This is a genomic window from Flavobacterium rakeshii (assembly GCF_009741375.1).
In the GTDB taxonomy this organism is placed as follows: domain Bacteria; phylum Bacteroidota; class Bacteroidia; order Flavobacteriales; family Flavobacteriaceae; genus Flavobacterium; species Flavobacterium rakeshii.
Genome location: NZ_WOWP01000005.1, coordinates 61,352 through 84,771 on the forward strand (window position 1 = coordinate 61,352; position 23,420 = coordinate 84,771).

The 23,420-nt window shown below is 38.8% G+C and carries 22 protein-coding genes and 1 riboswitch; of the genes, 11 read left to right on the forward strand and 11 right to left on the reverse strand.

All coding sequences use genetic code 11. The annotated features are described in order from the left end of the window. Nucleotides 1-108: 108 nt before the first annotated feature. The gene (locus GN157_RS01505) at nucleotides 109-480 is read right to left on the reverse strand and encodes a hypothetical protein (protein WP_317163494.1); all 372 of its coding nucleotides are present in this window, start codon (nucleotides 478-480) and stop codon (nucleotides 109-111) included. A gap of 108 nt (nucleotides 481-588) precedes the next feature. Between GN157_RS01505 and GN157_RS01510 the strand changes: the two genes are divergently transcribed. Both GN157_RS01510 and GN157_RS01515 read left to right on the forward strand, forming a co-directional pair. Next, nucleotides 589-1,029: a hypothetical protein gene (locus GN157_RS01510; RefSeq protein ID WP_157481363.1), complete on the forward strand. Its 441-nt coding sequence runs from the start codon at nucleotides 589-591 to the stop codon at nucleotides 1,027-1,029. An 83-nt stretch (nucleotides 1,030-1,112) separates the two neighbouring features. Continuing rightward, nucleotides 1,113-1,472, forward strand: coding sequence for a hypothetical protein (locus GN157_RS01515; protein ID WP_157481364.1), 360 nt, complete (start codon nucleotides 1,113-1,115; stop codon nucleotides 1,470-1,472). Nucleotides 1,473-1,524: 52 nt separating this feature from the next. Here GN157_RS01515 and hemL read toward each other — a convergent pair whose 3' ends face one another. Genes hemL through GN157_RS01530 form a run of 3 tightly spaced genes read right to left on the reverse strand, consistent with a single transcriptional unit; the run spans nucleotide 1,525 to nucleotide 4,606 of the window. Further along, complete coding sequence (hemL, locus tag GN157_RS01520) at nucleotides 1,525-2,811, reverse strand: glutamate-1-semialdehyde 2,1-aminomutase (protein ID WP_157481365.1); 1,287 nt, start codon at nucleotides 2,809-2,811, stop codon at nucleotides 1,525-1,527. Between the two features lie 2 nt (nucleotides 2,812-2,813). Beyond that, a complete protein-coding gene (locus tag GN157_RS01525) occupies nucleotides 2,814-3,713 on the reverse strand; it encodes a glucosaminidase domain-containing protein (RefSeq protein ID WP_157481366.1) in 900 nt (299 codons plus the stop codon). A gap of 5 nt (nucleotides 3,714-3,718) precedes the next feature. Further along, nucleotides 3,719-4,606, reverse strand: a complete 888-nt coding sequence (locus GN157_RS01530) for a 1-aminocyclopropane-1-carboxylate deaminase/D-cysteine desulfhydrase (RefSeq protein WP_157481367.1) — start codon at nucleotides 4,604-4,606, stop codon at nucleotides 3,719-3,721. A gap of 123 nt (nucleotides 4,607-4,729) precedes the next feature. On the opposite strand from GN157_RS01530, the gene GN157_RS01535 reads away from it, so the two are divergent. After that, on the forward strand, nucleotides 4,730-7,105 hold the full coding sequence (locus GN157_RS01535) for a GAF domain-containing protein (RefSeq protein WP_197429377.1): 2,376 nt from the start codon (nucleotides 4,730-4,732) through the stop codon (nucleotides 7,103-7,105). A gap of 7 nt (nucleotides 7,106-7,112) precedes the next feature. Here GN157_RS01535 and GN157_RS01540 read toward each other — a convergent pair whose 3' ends face one another. Next, on the reverse strand, nucleotides 7,113-8,297 hold the full coding sequence (locus tag GN157_RS01540; protein ID WP_157481368.1) for a Pycsar system effector family protein: 1,185 nt from the start codon (nucleotides 8,295-8,297) through the stop codon (nucleotides 7,113-7,115). Nucleotides 8,298-8,323: 26 nt separating this feature from the next. On the opposite strand from GN157_RS01540, the gene GN157_RS01545 reads away from it, so the two are divergent. After that, entirely contained in the window at nucleotides 8,324-12,052 is a 3,729-nt protein-coding gene (locus GN157_RS01545; protein ID WP_157481369.1) for a metallophosphoesterase, read from the forward strand. Here GN157_RS01545 and GN157_RS01550 read toward each other — a convergent pair. Continuing rightward, complete coding sequence (locus tag GN157_RS01550) at nucleotides 12,038-12,901, reverse strand: hypothetical protein (RefSeq protein WP_157481370.1); 864 nt, start codon at nucleotides 12,899-12,901, stop codon at nucleotides 12,038-12,040. The genes GN157_RS01545 and GN157_RS01550 overlap by 15 nt on opposite strands. 361 nt (nucleotides 12,902-13,262) lie before the next feature. On the opposite strand from GN157_RS01550, the gene GN157_RS01555 reads away from it, so the two are divergent. The 4 genes from GN157_RS01555 (at nucleotide 13,263) to GN157_RS01570 (ending at nucleotide 14,533) form a co-directional block, all read left to right on the forward strand. Continuing rightward, nucleotides 13,263-13,523 carry a hypothetical protein gene (locus tag GN157_RS01555; protein WP_157481371.1) on the forward strand — a complete coding sequence of 87 codons (261 nt, stop codon included), beginning with the start codon at nucleotides 13,263-13,265 and terminating at the stop codon, nucleotides 13,521-13,523. A 152-nt stretch (nucleotides 13,524-13,675) separates the two neighbouring features. Continuing rightward, nucleotides 13,676-13,939, forward strand: a complete 264-nt coding sequence (locus tag GN157_RS01560; RefSeq protein ID WP_157481372.1) for a hypothetical protein — start codon at nucleotides 13,676-13,678, stop codon at nucleotides 13,937-13,939. Nucleotides 13,940-14,018: 79 nt separating this feature from the next. After that, the gene (locus tag GN157_RS01565; RefSeq protein ID WP_157481373.1) at nucleotides 14,019-14,285 is read left to right on the forward strand and encodes a SemiSWEET family sugar transporter; all 267 of its coding nucleotides are present in this window, start codon (nucleotides 14,019-14,021) and stop codon (nucleotides 14,283-14,285) included. Between the two features lie 77 nt (nucleotides 14,286-14,362). Next, nucleotides 14,363-14,533 (forward strand): hypothetical protein, encoded by a 171-nt coding sequence (locus GN157_RS01570; RefSeq protein WP_157481374.1) that lies wholly within the window; start codon nucleotides 14,363-14,365, stop codon nucleotides 14,531-14,533. Between the two features lie 10 nt (nucleotides 14,534-14,543). Here GN157_RS01570 and GN157_RS01575 read toward each other — a convergent pair whose 3' ends face one another. Further along, the gene (locus GN157_RS01575; RefSeq protein ID WP_157481375.1) at nucleotides 14,544-15,254 is read right to left on the reverse strand and encodes an SRPBCC family protein; all 711 of its coding nucleotides are present in this window, start codon (nucleotides 15,252-15,254) and stop codon (nucleotides 14,544-14,546) included. A gap of 265 nt (nucleotides 15,255-15,519) precedes the next feature. Here GN157_RS01575 and GN157_RS01580 point away from each other — a divergent pair, with 265 nt between their 5' ends. The 3 genes from GN157_RS01580 to bglX are packed head-to-tail and all read left to right on the forward strand — an operon-like array spanning nucleotide 15,520 to nucleotide 20,271. Further along, on the forward strand, nucleotides 15,520-16,620 hold the full coding sequence (locus GN157_RS01580; RefSeq protein ID WP_157481376.1) for an SGNH/GDSL hydrolase family protein: 1,101 nt from the start codon (nucleotides 15,520-15,522) through the stop codon (nucleotides 16,618-16,620). Then, a complete protein-coding gene (locus tag GN157_RS01585; protein ID WP_157481377.1) occupies nucleotides 16,613-17,995 on the forward strand; it encodes a sialate O-acetylesterase in 1,383 nt (460 codons plus the stop codon). The genes GN157_RS01580 and GN157_RS01585 overlap by 8 nt, the downstream gene beginning before the upstream one ends. 2 nt (nucleotides 17,996-17,997) lie before the next feature. Further along, complete coding sequence (gene bglX / locus GN157_RS01590; protein WP_157481378.1) at nucleotides 17,998-20,271, forward strand: beta-glucosidase BglX; 2,274 nt, start codon at nucleotides 17,998-18,000, stop codon at nucleotides 20,269-20,271. 49 nt (nucleotides 20,272-20,320) lie between these two features. On the opposite strand, the gene tenA is transcribed toward bglX, so the two are convergent. The 4 genes from tenA to thiM are packed head-to-tail and all read right to left on the reverse strand — an operon-like array spanning nucleotide 20,321 to nucleotide 23,222. Next, entirely contained in the window at nucleotides 20,321-20,974 is a 654-nt protein-coding gene (tenA, locus tag GN157_RS01595; RefSeq protein WP_157481379.1) for a thiaminase II, read from the reverse strand. Further along, on the reverse strand, nucleotides 20,961-21,797 hold the full coding sequence (gene thiD, locus GN157_RS01600) for a bifunctional hydroxymethylpyrimidine kinase/phosphomethylpyrimidine kinase (RefSeq protein ID WP_157481380.1): 837 nt from the start codon (nucleotides 21,795-21,797) through the stop codon (nucleotides 20,961-20,963). The genes tenA and thiD overlap by 14 nt, the downstream gene beginning before the upstream one ends. Then, nucleotides 21,794-22,426 carry a thiamine phosphate synthase gene (gene thiE / locus GN157_RS01605; protein WP_157481381.1) on the reverse strand — a complete coding sequence of 211 codons (633 nt, stop codon included), beginning with the start codon at nucleotides 22,424-22,426 and terminating at the stop codon, nucleotides 21,794-21,796. Before thiE ends, thiD begins: the two co-directional genes overlap by 4 nt. Then, the gene (gene thiM / locus GN157_RS01610) at nucleotides 22,419-23,222 is read right to left on the reverse strand and encodes a hydroxyethylthiazole kinase (protein WP_157481382.1); all 804 of its coding nucleotides are present in this window, start codon (nucleotides 23,220-23,222) and stop codon (nucleotides 22,419-22,421) included. Before thiM ends, thiE begins: the two co-directional genes overlap by 8 nt. Nucleotides 23,223-23,289: 67 nt before the next feature. Beyond that, nucleotides 23,290-23,382: riboswitch (TPP riboswitch) on the reverse strand. Between the last annotated feature and the right edge of the window lie 38 nt (nucleotides 23,383-23,420).

Here is a 23,420-nt window from a genome sequence, read left to right on the forward strand (position 1 = left end):
CACGCATAAAAGTATACGCAAACCAATTGTACTACTACAGTTATAATATAACCGCAAAGCACCTTAAGCACACACAAAACATATTGTGTTGCCTGATTACATAGTTATTTAACCAATAAATGTGGGTGGATGAAATACAGCTCCCGTATTATTATGAGAATACAGATTTGTATAAGGAATTGTAACTTTCTCTATAGGCTGAAGCACTACAGCATTGAAAGTAAAATCAAATGAATCCTGAAAAAATAACACTTCAGTTTCCTGATGTGAAGTTTTTTTGTTTGATACCGGCTTTTCGCCTTCGGCAGCTTTGGCAAGCTCCTTCATTAAGTGGCATTTACCGTTACAGTGAAGTTCGGGCTTTGCTTTGTTTTCACAAAGCTCATTAGCAATATAATCATAGTTAAAAATATATTCAAAAACCGGCATAAGCGGCTTAAAGAATATTACCATAGAACATATGATTACTAATTTTTTCACGACACAAAAGTACTGCCAACAGGCTTATTGAAAAAATTTTTACGTAACATTTTAAACTTTTTCTTTTTACAAATGTCTTAACAGTATGTAACTTAAAAAAATAAGATTATGAAAACATGGATTTTAGCAGCAGTATTATGTGTTAGCACAAGTGTATTTGCACAACCGGGAAGAGGTGAACATCATGAAAAGAGAGAAAAACTAACTGTAGAACAACGCACCGAACTTCAGGTTAAAAAGATGACTCTTGAATTAGACCTTACTGATAAGCAAAAAGCTGACATACAAAAACTGGTTTTAGACCGAAATAAAAAAGCAGAAACTGAAATGGCTAAACATAAAGCCGACAGAGAAGCAGGTAAAGCGCCAACTAAAGATGAAAGGTTTGCTATGCAAAGCAAAAAACTGGACGAACAGATTGCCATAAAAGCCGAAATGAAAAAGGTATTAAATGACGAACAGTTTGAAAAATGGCAAAAAATGCACGAAAAAAGAAAGGATAATTTTAAACACTATCGCAAAAACCTGAAAAAAGAAAAGAGAAGATAATTTTTTTTCTGTTAAAGTTTTGAGTTGTTTTATAAATTAATTAGATTTGGCGTACATAACACTAAACAAAAACCAGTTTAATCATGAAAAAAATAATTGCTTTATTCGTTGTAATGCTGGCTTTTGGTCTTAACGCCAATGCCCAGAAAAAAGCTCCGTCTAACCAGGTAGTTGCAGCTCAAAACCAAGAGAGTTACAAAGTATCTGCAGAGAAAGATTTAAAAGCTCTTAAAGAAGTTGTTGAACTACAGGAAGGTCAGGAAAAAGCCTTTAGAAACCTTTTTAAGCACAAACATGAGATTTTATCAATAAAAGACCTAAGCCAGGAACGTAAAGATGTACTAGCTCAATCTGTTGAGTCTAAAATCTCTTCTACGCTAACGCCAGAGCAAAACAAAAAACTTGCTGCTGCACCGGGCTTACTTAAAGTTTTAAGTCATTAATAGTATATAAAATACTAAAATAAAAAAGCTCCCTTTTCAGGGAGCTTTCTTTTTATAACTCTTTTGCTACTTTTTCAATAGCGTTGATTGTAAAATCAAGATCGTCATACGTAAGAGCATCGGTAATAAACCAAGTTTCATAGGCCGATGGCGCTATATACACCCCTTCCTTAAGCAAGCCATGGAAAAACTTCTTAAACGTTTCATTATCACCGTTTGCAGCGGTTTTAAAATCAGTTACCGGATTAGCATCAAAGTGAACCGAAATCATAGAACCTCTCCTGTTTATAGTATAAGTTAAATTAGCCGTTGTAAGTTTTTCACGAATACCTTTTTCAAGGTAAGCAGTTTTCTCTTCAAGCCTGCTGAATATTGCCTCATCACTATTTAAAGCCTTAAGCATTTCAAGTCCGGCAGCCATAGCCAACGGATTACCCGAAAGTGTACCCGCCTGATATACCGGTCCAACCGGAGCAAGGTAATTCATTATTTCATTTCTTCCCGCAAAAGCACCTACCGGAAGTCCGCCACCTATAACCTTACCAAAAGTTACAATATCAGCCCTAACTCCAAATAGTTGCTGAGCACCACCTTTAGCAAGACGGAAACCGGTCATAACCTCATCAAAAATTAAAAGAGCACCGTTAGCATCACATACCTCTCTTAACGCCTGCAGGAAACCTTCTGCCGGAGGTATACACCCCATATTACCCGCTACAGGCTCTATGATAATAGCTGCAATCTCATCTTTATTAGCTTCAAACAAATCTTTTACATTTTGTAAATCATTGTATGTAGCAAGCAAAGTATCTTTTGCTGTTCCCTGAGTTACACCCGGGCTGTTTGGCGAACCAAAAGTTACTGCACCACTACCCGCCTGTATTAAAAACGAGTCGGAATGCCCGTGGTAACATCCTGCAAATTTTATAATCTTTTCACGTTTTGTATACCCCCTAGCAAGCCTTACAGCACTCATACATGCCTCAGTACCCGAGTTTACAAAACGAATCTTATCAATATTAGGAACCATACTCACTGCCAGTTCGGCAATTTCGGTTTCCAAAGCTGTAGGAGTACCAAACGAGGTTCCTTTTTTAGCCCTTTCTATAACTGCATTTACTACAGGCTCATAAGCATGACCTAAAATCATAGGTCCCCATGAGTTAATATAATCTACTAATCGGTTACCATCTTCATCATACAGGTAAGCCCCTTTTGCCTCTTTTACAAAAATTGGGGTCCCCCCTACCGATTTAAATGCACGTACCGGAGAGTTTACACCTCCCGGAATCACTTTTTCAGCCTCAGCAAAAAGCTGGCTGCTTCTTTGATATAACATGTTTATTTAACTTTTAAAATCTGTCCTATAGAAATTGCATTGCTTGATAAGTCATTCAATTTCTTAAGCTCGTCTACTGTCAGGTTATGTTTTTTTGAAATGGAATACAAAGTATCTCCCTGCATTACCTTATATGTTTTTGAAGAACGTGAAGGTGACGATGTTTGAGCCACTGCCTCTTCCCTGTTCTTTTCAATTTCTTTCTCAACTTCCCTACGATGCTTGCCTTTTTTACCCAGCACCTCCGCATCAAAAGCATCAAGGTTATAGCGTTCAATAAGGTCAATCAGTTTATTAGGATATTTAGGATCTGTAGCATAACCGGCTTTTTTAAGTCCGTGTGCCCATCCTTTATAATCATCAGGATCTAACTCGAAAAGCGAAGCATAACGCTTTCTGGTAGTAAGGAATAATGAGTGATCTTCATACGAGCCCGCAGGGTCATCATATTTCCTGAAACATTCACCTTTTGCATCATCATCATGATATACTTTATCTCCGTCCCAATCGGTATGACATTTTATACCAAAATGGTTATTTGCAGTAACACAAAGTGTACCCCTACCAGCACCAGACTCCAATATACCCTGAGCCAGCGTAATACTTGCCGGTATACCGTGACGCCTCATATTATCTTCTGCTGTTCCCTTAAATGTATTAATGTAGTTACTAACCACATCAGCATACACTACTGTTTTTGAGCTTGACTCAAGTGTTTCGGTTTTAGATGAATTTGAAGCCGTAGCCTTACGCGAATCAGTAGTACTTATTTTAGACCTTGATTTTTTGTCTTTTTTCCTGTGCTTTACAGTTCCGTCTTTAGTGGTTTGAATGCGCGACTTGTGTGAGCCGCAACTGGCCACTAAACCAAGTAAAAATAAAACTAAAATTTTCTTCATCATTTGCATCAGGTTTTAATTGTAAGCAATCCTTTTTTATGTAATTGTTTATTCATTCCGTCTATACCCTGCAGCCCTCCGGTATGTATAACCAGTATACGGGAACCTTCCGGGAAATATCCGTTTTCAATCATATCTATAACGCCAAAAACCGTTTTCCCCGTATACACAGGGTCTAAAGGTATGTTTGTTTTAGCATAAAAATCATTAATAAAAGCTATAAGGCTTTCATCGGTTTTGGCATAACCGCCAAAATGATAATCTGTTATCAGTTGCCAGTTATCCTTTATGGCAAATTTAGCAATATCGGCAGATAAATCTGCTTTTAAAGCCGAAAACCCAAGCACTTTTTGATGGTCTTCGGCACTATTTGCAATACCCGATATTGTCCCCCCCGTACCTACAGCACAGGCTATGTAATCAAACTCGGTATCATCGGGTGTCAGTATCTCTTCGCATCCTTTTACAGCAAAGCTGTTTGTCCCACCTTCGGGCACTAAATAAAAATCACCAAACTTCTGTCTTAGAGTCTCAATAAACTCATCTTCAGTTTTTTGTCTGTAAGCCTCACGCGTTACAAACTCAAATTCCATTCCGCAATCTCTTGCAAAACTCAGCGTAGGGTTATCATTAACCTTCTCAGCAAGCTCTTCCCCTCTTATTACACCCATTGTTTTAAGTCCGTACTCTTTCCCTGCCGCTGCTGTAGCCGCAATATGATTAGAGTAAGCTCCGCCAAAGGTAAGCAGCATAGTTTTACCCTGCCTTTTGGCTTCCTGTACATTGTACTTAAGCTTTCTGAATTTATTACCGGATATATAGGGGTGAAGGAGGTCTTCCCGTTTTATGGCGAGATGTATATTCTTTGGAAATCGAATTTGTACCGTTTGGTTCATAAAACAAAAAAGACACCACAAAATAAGCACAAAATATCTAAAAAACATCATGAAATGTGTTAAACATAGTCTTTTCTAAACTGTATCTTAAAATTTTGTAACTTTGATGTACTTTTTACACACATGAAAATGGACTGCTCAAAAGAAATATGTACCCCTTTAATTGCGCGGATATCCTTTCATAAAGTACTGGAAAAACTCGAAGAAATAGCCGAATCGGACGTTGATTACAGATCAGACTACGCTAAAGCCTTACTTAGACACACAGAGCCTTTCCCGGAACTTCGCGAGGGTATTACCGACCTTGCGCTTCTTGAAAAGCACAAGCTACTTATAAAAAACCTGCTGGCCGACCTTTTCCCAACAGCCCTTACTCATAATGAGATAAAAGCGGCTGCAATACCTTTTTTCAACATCACCTTTAATCATACCGAACGTTTTAATAAAATACTTGAAAATGCCGGTGAAGATTTTGACATTGAAATAAGAAACTTTGACGACCATCAGTTTTATGTTTTTTGCTGTTGTTTAATCTTAAACATGTATTATGGTTATGATTTTGACTTCAGCAGACCTTTGTTCTATGATATACCCAATGCCGAGGGTATAATGAAACATTACCGCATTTTGTACAATGCGGATTTCCTTGAAATTATCCCTACAGACAAAGCCATAAAAATAACACAGGAAGATGTAGATATCCTTATAGATAATTTTGACAATCTGGAGTTATGGAAAGAGAAATTCCCACAAAACAGCTGGGTCTCTAAAGGGTTTGGTATAATATCATTATTTGACGCTACTGTTGAGAGCGCCATATCAAACCTTAAATCAAACTTATTATTGCCTCATGAGTTTAAGGAAGTAATTAAGGATGATATTGAAAGTATTTTTAAGTCGATATACAAAATTCCCGACCTGAAAATTGGTTTTACCGAAGTAAACGAAAATGACCAGGTTTTCACTATGGCTTCCTTTAAGGACATTACCAGTCACATTCTTAAAGATTGTGAGGAAATGAACTGTAATAAACTGTTTTGTGATTCTACCCTAAAAAGTATGATGGGAGAAAAACAACAGCTTATCATATCAGACGTGGAAGTTTATAAGGCTAACAACCCTGACGACACCCGTTTTGCCGACAGGTTACTGGAACAGAATATAAAAAGCTGTATACTGGCTCCTATCATTAAAAATGATAAGATGCTGGGCTTTATTGAGCTGGTTTCCTCTACTCCTAAAGAGCTCAACAGTATCAATGCCATTAAGCTTGATTACATCCTTCCGTTCCTTACCGATACGCTTGAAAGATATTACTCTGAGCTTCAAAACGAAATTGATGCTATTATCCAAAATGAATACACCGCTATACATAACAGTGTATACTGGAAATTTAGAGAAGAAGCACTGGCACACATTAAAGCAGGCAACAGTCCTGACTTAGCCTATAAAGAAATTATCTTTAAAGAGGTATATCCGCTTTACGGACAAATTGATATTAAAGGTTCATCTACAGCACGTAACGAATCGACCGAGAAGGACCTTATCCGTCAGATAGAAAAACTGATAGTACTGTTCCACTTCATTAATGAGATCGAAAAGCTTCCGCTTATCGAGCAACATACTTATGAACTGGAAAAAATACAGGAAGATCTTAAACACGAGCTTAAAGCCGATACCGAAGCGGTAGTACAGGGATATATAATTAATGAAATCCATGTACTGCTTAAACATTTTGACACCACTAACGCCAAGATACACGAAAGAATTTCGGAATATTTTGAAAGCCTTGACGGTAAGGTAAAAATGGTTTATGAAAACCGCAAGGACTTTGACGATGCTCTTTCTGTAATCAATAAGAAAATGGCCGAGGTGCTGGACAAAAAACAAGCCGAAGCACAATCGTTCTTCCCACATTACTATGAACGTTTCAAAACCGACGGTGTAGAACATAACCTGTACATAGGCGCGTCTATAGCTCCTAAGTTATCTTATAATCCGTTATACCTAAACAACCTTAGGTTATGGCAGTTACAGGCCATGTGCGAAATGGAGAACGAATATTACAAACTTCGTCCTACCCTGCCATATGACCTTGATGTTACTTCACTGATACTGGTTTTCAGCACCCCAATATCAATACGTTTCAGGATGGATGAAAAACGTTTTGACGTAGACGGCACTTATAATGCCCGCTATGAGGTAGTTAAAAAACGTATTGACAAGTCGTACATTAAAGGCACTCAGGAAAGGATTACACAACAGGGTAAAATCACTATAGTGTACTCCCAAAAACAGGAAGAAGCCGAGTACAGAAGGTACATTAAATACCTGCAGCATAAAAATATGCTGGGCAAGACCATTGAAAATTTTGAGGTAGAAGACCTACAGGGTGTTACCGGACTAAGAGCCTTAAGAGTAGAGATTATCTATGATGAGACTGATGCATCGGGCACATACAGCTACCAGGACCTTTTAAAAGAAATGACTACGAAATAATTTTACGCTACATCATTTTAAACGCATATATAAATAACCCTACCGACACTATTATCCCAATCATGAAAATAGTATAGGTCATTCTTAAAAGCTTGTACTTTCTGTGGAGTACTTTCCCCAGGAAGTACAGGTCTTTAATCATAGAGTTATACAGGTAATCCCTGTCTTTCATTAACTCATTTACTGCCCACTCATACTCATTAAGAGGCATTTTATAAAAGTTACCAAAAAACAACAGGTTTACTTTTTTATCTTCTATATCCTTACGGGTAAAAGTACCACTGGTCACCTTTGGTCTTGTAGACAATATAGCAAACACGATAGAAACCACTGCAAACAGCATCATTACCAATGTAGGAATAATAAGGTGAGCATTACTTGGACTATCAAGTTTAGGAATTAAGGTAGACAGCGAAATCGATATGATAATAGCATTAACCGAAAGCAGGATATTCGCCTTGCTATCGGCAATATCACTTAACCTTGTATGATTATTAAGCGTCACCCTAAACATAGTATCAATACCACGCTCAGGCCTGTCCATTTTTTCGAGCTTCTTCTGGTTTATTTTTTCTTTAGCACTCTTTTTATTGCCTTTTTCCAGCTTATTGATTACGTTTTGCAATTCTGTAATATTAGCTTCTTTTAACGGCTGAAGTTCCCTTTGGGCATATGCCGTAAAAAAGCGGTGTTTATTTAACAGTACTCCCCTGTTTATTGTAGCCCATTCTAAATCAGAAAAACTTTTATTGTGAGTTAACTTCCATTCGGCCCTAAGCAGTTCCGAAAGGCTACAGTAATCCTTATAGGCAAAATGCGAACAGTCGGCATCCTTAATTATTTTCTCTAAATGGGTTTGAGGTTCTACCCCAAGTTTAGTCACCTTAATAAGCGACTGTATTTTAGCTATTTTAGACTCATCATAGCCATTCTCCTTTAAAAAAGCTTCGGCTATTTTAGCACTCTCTTCCTCATGATCCAGGTCGCTCACAATGTAGCCTGTATCATGAAGCCATGCTGCCAGCAAAAGCATTTCTTCCTCTTCTCCTGTTACATTTTCATTACCGGCAATAACTTCTGCATTGTTTACTACACGTAAAGTATGGATGAAATTATGGTAAATATAATCGGGAGATAGTTTATCTTTGAATAAGTTAAAAACGTAGCTTTCGGCTTTTTGGACAACATTCATAAGTATGCAATTAACACTACCAAATTATGAAATTCTTTTTGGTTAACATTATAAGGTGCAAAAATATTAAACTCCTGTTACCTGTTTTTATTGTGTTCACCCTTTTTTCATGCGCTTCCTATGAGGCTAAATACGGGAAAGAAGCTTTTAAATTCCCTATAAAGGATACACTTAACTATAAAATATCTCACCGCTTTGTACTTATAGGCGATGCGGGTTATGCTGCACGCCCTAACTCACAACAAATACTGGCTTATGCCAAAGAAAAACTACAGGAAACAGGCGAGAACACTTCCCTGTTTTATCTTGGCGATAATATTTATCCGCATGGTATGCCTGCAAAAGGCGAAAAAGGAAGAGAAGCTGCCGAAGAAAGCCTTACCTTTCAGCTAAAACTATCTGAATCTTTTAAAGGAACAACTCATTTTATACCGGGTAATCACGATTGGTACAGCGGATTAAAAGGCCTTGAAGAACAGGAAGATTTTGTAAAAGACTATCTTGACCAGAAAAAAGCTTACCTGCCGGGTAACGGATGCGGAATAGATGACCTTAAAATAAACGACAGCCTTACCGTTATAGCCATAGACAGCGAATGGTTTATTGAAGACTGGGACCACTACCCTACCATTAATGACGATTGCGATATTAAAACCCGCGACGCCATGCTAAATGAACTGGAAAGCCTGTTAAACAAAAACCAGAATAAAACCGTTATACTTGCCATTCACCACCCGCTAATGAGTAATGGTTCGCACGGTGGATATTTCTCATTACGAAAACAACTTTTCCCGCTGGAAAGCAACATTCCGTTACCTGTACTGGGTTCTGTTCTAAACTTCATCAGAAAAACATCGGGGGTTAGTCCGCAGGACCTACAGGGAAGACAGTATAATGCACTTACTAAAAGAATAAAAACCCTTGTTCAGGGTAAGGACAATGTAATAGTGGTTTCGGGCCACGACCACAACCTACAATACATCTATAAAGACAATATTAACCAGATTATAAGCGGCGCAGGATCTAAAGCTGAAGCGGCTACAACTGTAAACCCTCAGGATTTTTCTTATGGAGGCTCCGGTTATGCAGTATTAGACGTGTATGACACTTACACCTCTAAAATAACTTACTATGCCGTTAAAGAGGGTGTAGAGAATAAAGTATTTGAAAAATACATTACACGACCAAAACCAAAGAAATATGTAGCCGAAAAATTTGACTCTAATTTCCCTTCTAAAGTAAAAGCATCGGTATATACTCCTGAGATGACCCAAAAAAGCGGATTTTATAAATTCCTTTTCGGCAATTACTATCGTAAATACTTTAGTATGCCTATTGAGGCAAACACGGTTAATCTGGATACGCTACACGGCGGACTTACACCTGTTAGGGAAGGTGGCGGACACCAGTCGCTTTCGGTAAGACTACAGGACCCCCAAGGCAGGGAGTATGTTATGAGGGGACTAAAGAAAAGCGCCGATCGTTTTTTACAAACTGTTGCCTTTAAAACCAAGTATATAGGCAACGATTTTAACAATACTCTTACTGAGGCTTTCCTTATGGATTTTTACACCTCCTCTCACCCATATACTCCGTTTATTATAGGAGATATGCAGGAGGCATTGGGTATTTACCATACAAACCCTGAGTTATTTTACATACCTAAACAGGCTGCCTTACAGGAATACAATGCTGATTACGGTAACGCCCTTTACATGGTGGAAGAACGACCAATGGGCGAGTTTAAAAACCTAAAAAGCTTTGGCAGTCCTGATGACATTGAAAGTACCGATGATGTATTGGAACATATAAGAAAGAGCCCAAAATACACTATAGATGAAAAAGCGTTTATCCGTGTAAGGCTATTTGATATGCTTGTTGGCGATTGGGACAGGCATACTGACCAATGGCGCTGGTCGCGTTTTAACAGGAATGACAGTGTAATTTACAGGCCTATACCCCGTGACCGTGATCAGGCATTTCCTAATTATGGCGGCACACTATTACCTCTTATCATGAGCGTACCCGCGCTTCGCTATATGCAGGATTACAAAGACCACATCAGAAGTGTAAAATGGCTTGCTTTTGAGCCTTACCCAATGGATATGGCGCTTATAAGAAATGCCAGCGAACAGGAATGGCTGGAAGAAGCCCGCTACCTTAAAGCAAACCTTACAGATGAGGTAATCGATGAAGCCTTTAGCAAACTTCCGCCCGAAGTACAGGATGAAACCATCGAGGAAATTAAATCTAACCTAAAGAAAAGACGGGAAGATGTAGAAAAATATGCACTGGAATACCGTGCTGTTTTGCTGAGAACCGTACTTATTACAGGTACCGATAAAGACGAACACTTTGTAATTACCCGACTTCCGGAAGGGCAAACAAGGGTACAGATTTACAGCATTAAAAAACACCACGAAGAACTTATTAGCGACAACACATACAATCGTAAACAAACCAAAGAACTTTGGATATACGGTCTTGATGACGATGATGTTTTTGAGGTAAAAGGCAAACCCGAGCAACCTATACTTGTTCGTTTACTTGGCGGTCAAAACAACGACAAATACATTGTAGAAAACGGTAAAAAGGTTAAGATATACGACTTTAAAAGCAAGAAAAACACTTATGAAGTAGACGGTAAAACCAAGTTGTTATTAACCGATGATTATGAAACCAATACATACAACTTTAAAAAACCGGCCTTTAACGCCTATACTGGTTTACCAACTGTAGGTTACAACCCTGATGACGGATTTAAATTAGGGCTTATAGCCAATTACACTGTAAACAGTTTTAACCGCAGGCCTTTTTCGCGTAAGCATACCGTTAAAGCCAACCTGTACTTTGCTACAGGCGGTTTTGAGCTCGATTATACCGGTCAGTTTATGAATATCGCCAGTAAGTGGAATTTTGGGTTTAATGCCCACTTTACAAGCCCTACTTATAGTATTAATTTCTTTGGTTACGGAAATCAAACTATTAACGACGACGACAAATTGGGTATGAACTACAATAGGGTAAAACTACAAACCTTTAGCGTAGCTCCTGCCCTTTTTAAAGAAACTCCAAACGGCAGTTACTTTGAAGTACACACCATGTTCAGGACTATTGAGGTGGAAGAAAGCAACAACCGCTTTGTTAGTTGGCCCGGTGTAATACCTGATTATTTACAGGAACACAGGCAATATGCCACTATAAACGGTAAGTACAAATTTGAAAATTATGACATAAAATCACTCCCTGCTATGGGAATGTTATTCTCTATATCGGGTGGATGGACCATGAGTTTAGATCAGGCCGAAAGGAATTTCCCGCATGTACAAAGTGTTCTTGGCTTTACCCACAGAATTACCCGTGATGAGAACTTAGTATTTGCCACTACTTTTAAAGGGCATGTACTGTTTAATAATAATTTTGAATTTTATCAGGCGGCTACTCTTGGTGGCGATAGTGACTTACGCGGTTACAGAAATCAACGTTTTACAGGTAAGGAGTCTTACTTACAGAGCACTGATTTAAGACTTACCCTTGGAAATTTCAGGAGTAGTATTATACCTTTCAAATATGGAATATTTGGCGGATATGACTATGGACGTGTATGGATAGAGAACGATAGTTCAAGAAAATGGCACCAGTCTGCCGGTGGCGGTTTATGGATAAACGGCGTAGATGCCCTTACAGCAAAAGCATTTTATTTCCACGGGTCAGATGGTGGCAGGGTAGCCTTCGGGTTATTATTCGGATTTTAATAACCTTTCCAGACCTACCTCATATAAGTAACCTCCTGCCTTGCTGTCTTTTTCATCAACAATATAAAGGGTATACTTATCCTTAAAACAAATACCTTCCTTTTGGGACATATGTCCCAAAGGGTATTGTGTCATGTTTTCCTGTTTAAAATTATCATTCTCAAAATCGGTAATCAGCCATACTTTGTCAGACGACAAAAGCGCTACGGTTTTTCCGTCAGGACTAATATCTGCAGATGTAATAGCACATTTGCTGTATACTTTACAGCTGTTTAGCTCAGCAATACGTTGCGCAGCATGCTCTCCCTCTTTATTAGGTACTTTGTACACATAAAAAGTTCCGTCAAATTTTGCACTTCGGTTTTTGGTAAATAAGTAGAAATTTCCGTTAAGCTCAAAAAAGGCTTCCACATCAAAAAGCATTTTAGACCGCTTTGGAGGAAATTCGTTTTGCTCAGGGTAATAAAACGAAACCTTGTAAGATGATTTTGCTTCTTTCTTTTCCAGTTCTTCTTTATCTACCCTATAGATAGCAAGGTCTTTCCTGTCGTTATCATTATTACCGAAATCACCTATATAGATGTTTCCTTCCTTATCAGAAGTTAAATCTTCCCAGTCCTTGTTTTTGGCATTGGTGATTTTTAGTTTCTTTTCGGTTTTCCCATTCTCATCTATACTGTAAAGACTGTTTTTGTTTCCGCTATCTTCAAGCACCCATAGTTTTCCGGTTTCGTGTATATACTCAATACCCGAAGCTTCTTTAAGTTCAAGCTTACCCTTTTCCTGCAGGACATCATTACAATTACAGGAAAGTAAAAACAGGGACAGGAGGTAAAACACGATTTTCATAAACTGTATACTTTATTAATACAGTAAAGTTATAAATAAAAAACCATCGGCTAAAAAGCCGATGGCACAACTACTAAAAAAATCAATGTGTCCTATGATTAAATCAAATTGGAAAAAAATAATTCTGCGTAACTAACCTGTCACAAACATACACTTGTAATTTATACAGACCGAGTATTCCACAAAAAAAACGTTAAAAGGTAATTTTTTTGGGATAAAATGTTACAAAAACACACAACCTGTTAATGATGAGTTAATTACAAAAATATTACCATTTAACCCGTAAAGCTTTTGGTAACTTTATAGTAGCAATCATAGTAAGATTGTACTAAAAATTAATAACCATTAAAATTTGAAAGTTATGGCAACTGATGATAAAAAAAGGGCAAACAAACCCAACAATGCACTAAACAATCCGGATGAACAGTTAATCCCTACAAACGATCCGGCAATTATAAATCCGGTAGAACTGGCTACTTTCCCAAAACAGAAAAAAACTGAGAATCCTGACTTGGAAGAGGAAAGAGAAAACCATATGACTAACAGAAAACAGTCGGCTGTAAGGAGCGGGCGTAACATTACAAATACCAATGATAACCCTGAAAGAGACAGTTATATGTAGAAAAAAGCCCTTATCGGGCTTTTTTAACACTTTACTATTAAAATATTATTACTTTTTATAATAATTATATTACATATATACATTCTTAATATTGAAAAGTTGCTAAATCGTTAATTTTTTATTATATTTAACTAATTAAATTTTAAGCGATTATGGCAAATGAATTTTTCGGGCGTCAGGATCCAGGCAATCAGGGCGCACCAAATGAAGGCGTAAACATGTATGGTAAAATGTGGGGTTATGAATATTTACCATACGAAGACCCGGCAAAAGTAAATCCACAGGAACTTTCGACCTTCCCTAAACAGGTAAGGAAAGACATTGCTCATCACCATCCACATCATCATCATTATTGCGATCAGAGTAAACACATTACACGAACTGATAACCATCCAGATAAAGACGGTTATATGTAAAGGTAACAAAACTCATTAACCATGTAAAAAGGCTGTTTAAACAGCCTTTATTTTTGCCCATAACCTAACATCCTGAAAAATGAACTATACTCAAATACTCGGACTCATTGCTGCTATATTGACTACCGGCGCCAATATACCCCAAGCGATTAAGGTTATAAAAACAAAATCTACAAAAAGTCTTTCGGCAGCTACTTATGCCCTGCTCTTTGCCGGAATGATATCGTGGGTTATCTATGGCATATTACGAAAAGACATCCCCATTATACTGGCCAATGCTGTTGCCGGTAGCCTGTGCGGAATAATACTGTTTATGAAACTGTTTGTAAAAAGTAAGTCAGGTTAAGTATGTATTAATATTCAAAACCAACATAACTCATTAAAAATAAATTCATTACCTTATGCTTCCAAAAAAATATCACCATGAACCAACCAGACAAAAACCACAACAGCTACCCACAGGAAGAAGGTATTTCAAATCCGGGCAAAGAACAGATTCATACCGGTAACGAATCAAGACACAGGAGAATAAAAGAAAAATTCAGTCCGGGTCTACAACACGAGTATAACCCCGAAGATTTTTGCACTGACTAATCTAAATAGCTTAAGAATAAATCCTTGACTGCTTCTTTTTAGTTTTCTTTATCCTGCCGGTTTCCATATAGCTTTTAAAGGCAGCTATATCATCACGTATAGTTTTCTCAAAAGCAGGCGTAAGTAATTTTGCTATTTCCTGCCCCATGGCACCAAACGGAGCATGATAGGAAAAGGTAATATGTATAAGCGTCCCTAATTCTCCGGCATCTTTAAACTGTACTTTCCCGGCATTCCTAATTTCGGCTCCCGGTAATGACTGCCAACCTATAAAACGGTTAGTTTCCTCACCTACAATCTCTGCCTGCCACTGTACAGTACCCAGCCCGCCAGGCAGTACAGCAACCCATTGAGATATTGTATTACTTATTGTTTCCACACTTTTAAGGTGCTCCATAAAAAGGGGTAAATTGTTTAGGTTTCGCCAAAAATTAAATACCTCATCAATAGGTTTATCTATCACCATTCGGGTATGAATATTTACGTTTGAATTATGCCTGTAATTTTTATCCAACAATCGATGTCCTAATTCACTTGCCGGACAAAAACCACTAATCCCCCTAAACAGCATAAAGGCTGCTGCTCCATATTCGGCCACTCCCCTTTTGTGTCTTAGCGAATCATACAAAAGATAACTACCTCCCAATACTGATACCAACTGTTCCATAACACTAATGTTCTTTTTAACAGCAGGCAGGTTTATTTCATTTAGCTTTTTCATAGGTATATTGTTTACCTTAAAAATACTAAAGCGCAAAACAAACTCTTATCACTTTAACACAACCTTAGTAGCACCAAAAAGCAACTACAAGCCAAGTAATTACCTCATTGTTAATTATTAACACTTTTTAAGAGGTGTTTTTTACACAGTTCATAAATATCCCTAATAAAATATGCTACATGTTTAAATTTTATAACGAATTGATATTATAATACATGAGCAAATGGTCATTTTTACCTACATTTACTTTCTTATAAAAATTACCATGCAAATACTACAAAAAACACTTTGTTTACTATTGGTTTCTGCATTAGCATTATCTGCAGGAAAACCTACTTTAAAATCCAACTTATACATTACACAGGGACGTACTGATAAAACCGAGGACAACAGAATAATACTGGCAGGACCGGGATCATCTGTTACCTTCAGTTACAAAGGCTCTCAATGCACCATTAACGCACAGTCGCTTAACAACTACAACCAGTATGATTATATTGCTATTGAAGTTGACGGTAAATACATAGGAAAAGAAAAAGTAAACATCAAACCCGGTAATGTTTCTATAAACATACCAAGTGGTGAAAACGACATCCATAAGGTAACGGTTTACAAAGCTACCGAAGCCGGAAACGGAAGTATTATCTTCTCTGGTGCCGAAGGAAATATTGTAAAAACCAAAAAAGAAAAAGGGAAAAAGAAAATTGAATTTATAGGTGACTCCATTACCTGTGGTATGGGTAACGAAACCGAAGAGATTCCGTGTGGTACAGGCGAATGGTTTGACCAGCACAATGCTTATTTTGCATATGGTCCTGTTACTTCAAGAGCGCTTAATGCCAATTTCGTTTTAAGTTCGGTTTCAGGCATCGGTATTTACCGTAACTGGAATGACGAACATGAAAAGGAAAAAATAATGCCCGATGTTTACGAGAACATCTACCTTAACAATTCAGACAAAACAGTTCCTTATAAATTTGGGTTCAACCCCGATATTACCTGTATTGCTTTAGGTACAAACGATTTCTCTGAAGGAGACGGCAAAAAGGAAAGGCTTCTGTTTAATACCGATAAGTATGTGGAAAGCTATGTAAACTTTATTAAAACCGTTTACAACCACTCCCCTAACACACAAATTGTATTATTAACCAGCCCAATGGTTAAAGGAGAAAAAGCTAAAATATTTGCTAATTGTCTTAAACGTGTACAGGCAGCTTATAAAGACGACAAAAAACACAAACCGGTTCAGGTTTTTGAATTTAGCGATATCACTCCTCACGGTTGTGGCTACCACCCTGATGTAAAAGATCATCAGGAAATGGCAAATGAGTTAGCTCCATTCTTAAAATCACTTTTAAATGAATAAAATCAGCTTTTACTTATCGCTTTTCATTCTGTTAATTACAGGAGCAGCAAAAGCAAACGTATTACTGCCTTCCTTTTTTTCAGACAACATGGTACTGCAACGCAACAGCGAAGTTACCATTTGGGGATGGGCAAGCCCTTTTGAAGATGTTACCCTTACCGTAGGATGGTCTAAAGAGGAAATTAAAATCAAGCCCGATAATCAGGCACACTGGGAAGTAAAACTTAAAACTCCTGAAGCAGGCGGACCTTACACTCTGCATTTTAAAGGATACAACGAACTTACCATTAAAAACATAATGATTGGTGAGGTATGGTTCTGTTCGGGACAATCGAACATGGAATGGTCAGCCTCAATAGGAATAGACAATGCCGAGGCTGAAATTGCAAAAGCCAATTACCCTAACATACGTTTCTTTACAGCTCCAAAGGTAGCAGGTACTTCTCCTCAAATGAACATTGTGGGTAACTGGCAGGAATGTACTCCGGAAACCATGAAATACTTTAGTGCTGTAGCTTACTTTTTTGGTGAGCGCTTACAAAAGGATTTAAAAGATGTTCCGATAGGACTCATTAACTCCAGCTGGGGTGGTACTCCGGCTGAGATATGGATGCCTGAAGATTATATTGCCAAAGATGCTGTAATTGCAGAAGCTGCTGCAAAAATTACTCCGGTTGCCTGGGGTCCTACAGAACCAGGTCGTACCTACAACACCATGATAAATCCGTTTGTTGGCTTTAAACTGGCAGGTGCCATATGGTATCAGGGAGAAAGCAATGTAGGTAGTACTGTGTACGATAAAACACTGGCAGGACTTATCAAATCATGGCGTGAGGCTTGGGGAGACGATTTCCCTTTCTACTTTATACAAATAGCCCCGTTTAACTATGAGAACGATACTTACGGCGGTGTAATAATACGCAACTCACAACGCAAAGTACTTAACGAAGTTCCTAAAACCGGAATGGTGGTTGTAGGCGATGTTAGCCCTACCGACGATATACATCCGCGTGATAAGAGAACCGTAGGCGAAAGATTGGGTAACCTTGTATTAAAATCACAATACGGTATTGATACAGGAGTAGTTTACGGTCCGCTTTATAAAGACATCACTATTAATAAAAACAAAGTAACCATACGTTTTGATTATGCCGATGGACTGCATTTTTCTTCAAAGAAATCAGAACTGTTTGAGGTAGCCGGAAAAGACGGCACGTTTTACCCTGCAACCGCAACCATAAAAGGCAATACTGTAGTGGTTTCATCCAAAAAGGTAAAAGAACCTGTTACTGTACGTTATGCTTGGCACAACACAGCTAAGCCCGATTTATTTAACGGTGCAGGATTACCGGCATCATCTTTTTTAAGTGAATAATTATGAAACGAACCTTATTGATGCTTGCCGTGCTTACTGTTTGCACCGCTAATGCTCAAAAAAAGAAATCAATGGATAAAAAACAGGATATAGAACAAAGAATTGACGAACTGTTGACCAAAATGACCCTTGAGGAAAAAGTAGGCCAAATGAATCAGTATAACGGTTTTTGGGATGTAACAGGCCCATCGCCAAAAGAAGGCAACGCTGCCACAAAATATGAACACCTGCGTAAAGGATGGGTAGGTTCTATGCTTACCGTTCGTGGTGTGAAGGAAGTGCGTGCCGTACAAAAAATCGCTGTTGAAGAAACCCGCCTGGGAATTCCGCTTATTATAGGTTTTGATGTAATACACGGTTATAAAACATTAAGTCCTATACCACTTGCCGAAGCTGCGAGTTGGGATATGGATGCCATAAAGAATTCGGCTAAAACTGCCGCATCAGAAGCTGCTGCTTCGGGTATTAACTGGACCTTTGGCCCTAATGTAGATATTTCACGTGATGCCCGCTGGGGTCGTGTTATGGAAGGTGCCGGAGAAGATCCATTCCTTGGAAGTCAGATTGCAATAGCCCGAGTAAAAGGATTTCAGGGAGACGATCTTTCCAACCCGCTTACCATTGCAGCCTGTGCCAAGCACTTTGCTGCTTATGGTTTTGCCGAAGCCGGTAGAGATTACAATACGGTAGATATTGGTAATGCCACATTATACAATACAGTACTTCCTCCGTTCAAAGCGGCTAACGATGCAGGTGTGCGTACTTATATGAACTCATTCAATATTCTTAACGGAGTACCTGCAACAGGAAACAGCTTTTTGCAAAGGGATATCCTGAAAGGAAAATGGGGTTTTGACGGTTTTGTTATTACCGACTGGGCTTCTATAAGGGAAATGATTGCCCACGGATTTGCTCAGGATGGCGCCGAAGCCAGTGAAAAAGCCGTTAAGGCAGGTGCCGATATGGATATGGAATCTCACCTTTATGTTTACGAACTTGTTAAACTAGTTGAAGAAGGCAAAGTGGACGAAGCCCTGATTGATGATGCAGTAAGACGTATTTTAAGGGTGAAATTTGAACTTGGTCTTTTTGATGATCCATACCGTTACTGCGATGAAAAGCGCGAAAAAGAAACCATATACAGCAAAGCAAACCATGAAGCCGTACTGGATATGGCTAAAAAGTCGATTGTACTTTTAAAGAACGAAGGCAACCTGCTTCCGCTTAAAAAGAAAGGTCAGAAAATTGCACTTATCGGTTCGCTTGCCAATGATAAAACGAGTCCGCTTGGAAGCTGGAGAATTGCTTCCGATGATAACACGGCTGTATCAGTACTGGAAGGTATGCAACAGTACAAAGGCAACACATTAGTGTATGAAAAAGGCGCCGACCTGACTATTGGAAAAACCACTTTCCTTGACGAACTGGTTTTCAACACTACCGACAGAAGCGGATTTGAAGCAGCTAAAAAAGCAGCTAAAGAAGCCGATGTTGTGGTTATGGTTCTTGGGGAGCATGGTTTCCAAAGTGGTGAGGGTCGTAGCCGTACAAGCCTTGACCTACCTGGATTACAACAGGAGTTACTGGAGGAAATCTATAAAGCAAACCCAAACATAGTACTAGTACTTAACAATGGTCGTCCATTAGCTTTACCTTGGGCAGCCGAAAACATCCCAACCATAGTTGAAGCATGGCATTTAGGTACCGAAACCGGTAATGCTGTAGCACAGGTACTGTATGGTGATTATAACCCTAGCGGTAAATTACCTATGAGTTTCCCACGCAATGTAGGGCAGGTACCTATTTATTATAACCAACATAGTACAGGAAGACCAACCAACAGTGACAATAATGTTTTCTGGTCTCATTACACTGATGTAGAAAAAACTCCATTATTTGCATTTGGCCATGGGTTAAGCTATACAACATTTAAATATGGAGCTATTAAGCTTGCTAAAAAAAGTTATACTAAAGGAGAGCCTATAAAAGTATCTGTTGAAATTACCAATACAGGAGATTACGACGGTAAAGAAGTGGTTCAGTTATACATAAGGGATATAGCTGCAAGCCTTTCAAGACCTGTAAAAGAACTTAAAGGATTTGAATTGGTTCCACTTAAAAAAGGTGAAACCAAAACAGTTACCTTTACCCTTACCGATAAAGAGCTTGGTTTCTTTAATAACGAAGGCGAATATCTGGTAGAGCCGGGAACATTTAAAGTATTTGTAGGCACCAGTTCTGCTGACAATCAGGAAACTGAGTTTGAACTGAAATAAAATTCATTTTCAATAATAAAAAAGCGCGGTAACTACCGCGCTTTTTTATTTACTTCTTCCACTTTTCTAATTGATAAGCACTATCCCAAAACAGGTATTCCAAACGGCTGGCATCTACAAATGCCGCAGTCATTTGCTTTCTTTGAGTTTCAGTACAGCTATCGGCTGCTTCATCACAAAGTGTAATAGCTTTTTCTACCAACTGACCGAACTCCTCTCCTCCGTAAGTATTTATCCAGTCGGCATAAGGGTTATTCTCTTTCGTTTGTATTTCCAGTATATAATCCCCTACCTTTTTATAAATCCAAAAACAAGGTAATACCGCAGCCATACCTACCTCAACCTGTTGCATGTATACCGTACTTTGCATATAATGTACATAGTGATGGCAGGTAGGCGACATGGGCACCCTCTCCCCTACATTAAACTGTTTGAAGTAAGAATCGTGTAAAGCCCTTTCGACCACTATCGCACCTTCAGAAAAACGTATAAAATCCAGCATGGTATCCACACTTTGGGCTTTAGCACCAATCACTGCCAGTGTTCGTGCAAAATATTCCAGATAGTGAGCATCCTGCTGCATATAGTATTTAAACTTTTCTAAGTCCAGTGTTCCGTTTGCCAATTCGGTTATAAAAGGCATCTGGATAATATCGTTATAAATAGGCAGTATTTCCTGCCATGCTTTTTCACTCCATTTCATTTTTTATCATGGTTTGTGGGTTATAAAAATGATTTAAAGGTCCGTTAGCGTTACCTATAAGCACATCCCTGCCGTGGTATATGGCACCGTTAATGTATTCCTGAGCCAGGGCAACCGCTTTTTGCAACTTCTCTCCCCTTGCCAGATAAGACGCAATAGCAGACGACAGTGTACAACCTGAACCATGTACATTATTGGTATCTACCTTATCTGAAACATAGGTATTCACTATCCCATTCCTATCCATAAGGATTGAGGTAAGTTGTTCCGTTTGCAGGTGTCCGCCTTTCATTAAAAGAGCCTTACAGCCTGTAGTGCTTATTACCTGTCCTGCCTGCTGCATTTGTGCTACGGTTTCAATAGGCATATTAGCCAATAAGGAAGCCTCATCCATATTTGGGGTAATTAGTGTAACCAACGGAAAAAGCTGTGAAACGATTACCGCTATAGTAGCATCTTCAATGAGCTTATCACCACTGGTAGCTACCATAACCGGATCGAACACTACCGGAATATCAGGGTACTTTTTAAGTGTGGCTGCAATTACCTCAACAAGCTGTGAGGTATGTACCATTCCTATTTTTATGGCATCGGGGCGTATGTCTTCCATAACGGCATCCAACTGCTGTTCTACAAATTGTGCAGGAACATTATGTATATCCCTTACCCCGGTAGTATTTTGTGCAACCAATGCGGTAATAACCGACATGCCATAACAGCCCAATGCCGAAAATGTTTTCAAATCGGCCTGAATACCTGCTCCACCACTGGGATCTGTACCTGCTATAGTTAATACTGTTGGGTATGTATATTTCTTTTTCATGCTGTTTCTATTAAGTTTCGTAATGTCTGAGCAGCCATAGCAGGATTGCTTGCTGCACATATTGCCGACACCACCGCAAGGCAATCGGCTCCTGCCTGCATTACCTCTTGAACATTTGTTTCATTAATCCCTCCTATTGCTACAAGTGGTTTATTTGTAATGCTTTTTATTTTGGCAATTCCCTCCAGCCCCCATTCGGTAACCGTATCGGTTTTGGTTGGGGTACTAAATACCGGACTTACACCAAGATAATCGGCAAATTCGATTTCGGCACCTGTTAGCTGTTCCAAATACTCTACCGAATAACCCGTCATATTACAATCAGGCCATTTCTTTTTAATTTCAGACGGAGGTACATCCGAATTCCCTACATGAACCCCATAAGCATTACAGTTTACTGCTACCAAAGGATTATCGTTTATAATAAGCGGTACGTGATACCTGTCCAGCATTTCCTTTAGTTTTAAACTGTTTTCCAAAAAATCAGGATAGCTTTTATTTTTCTCCCTTATCTGTACCAAATCGACTCCGCCTTTCACCGCCTGTTCGGCAACCCAAAGCATATCCCTGCCACAGCAGGCCTCTTCGCTTATTACCAGATATAGCTTATATGGAAACGGCTTAGTCATTCTCAATGGTGACTTTTAGATAAGTGTTGAACTCATCTTCGGTAATGTTATACAACTTATCCAACAGATGCATTTGCAAACTACCCGGTCCTTCAGCCTTTTGTACAGCAATCTCTCCTGCAATACCCAGTAATGCCATAGCTGCCGCTGTAGCCTCAGTAGCATTATCAGGTTCACTAGCCACAAAAGCACCAATAAGAGCCGTGGCAATACAGCCAAGACCTGTTACTTTTGTCATCATTACATCTCCGTTATCGATAAGTATTTTTTGATTTGCAGAAACAATCACATCGGTAGCACCCGATATACAAACTACCGCTCCGGTATTTTCATTAAACCATTTGGCAGAAGCTACTGCCTCTACAGACTGATGTGTACTGTCTACCCCTTTTGTTTGTCCTCCGGCATTAGCCAGTGCCATAATCTCTGAAGCATTCCCACGAATTACTGTCGGTTTATACTTCAGTAGTTGTGCCACTGTAGTATTACGAAGATTACTTGCTCCCGCCCCTACAGGATCCAACACCCAGGGCTTACCCAATTGTTGGGCTTTTGCGGCTGCCTTATACATGCTTTCAATCCAGTATTCATCAAGCGTACCTATATTTATAACCGTGGCTCCGCAAATGCTCACCATCTCTTCAATCTCAGCATGGGCATGTGCCATAATAGGCGATGCTCCTGCTGCCAGTAGCGCATTTGCCGTATTGTTCATTACCACATAATTGGTAATATTATGTACCAAAGGGGAATTTTGCCTTAGTTGTAAAACAGATTTCCAAAGAGACTCTCTCATATTTAATTTTTTATGGTGCGTAAATATGGCTTAAGAGTTTCCCGAAAAGAAATCAGGATATAGAAGTGTATACAGATACGCTTTTCCCTACGCCGGTATAAACCGAATCAGGTTCAAAGGGACTCTCTCAATTCTTTACAGAATACCCCTAAAGCCAGCATCAAAGATACATATAGTTATGGTGTGAATAAAGCACTC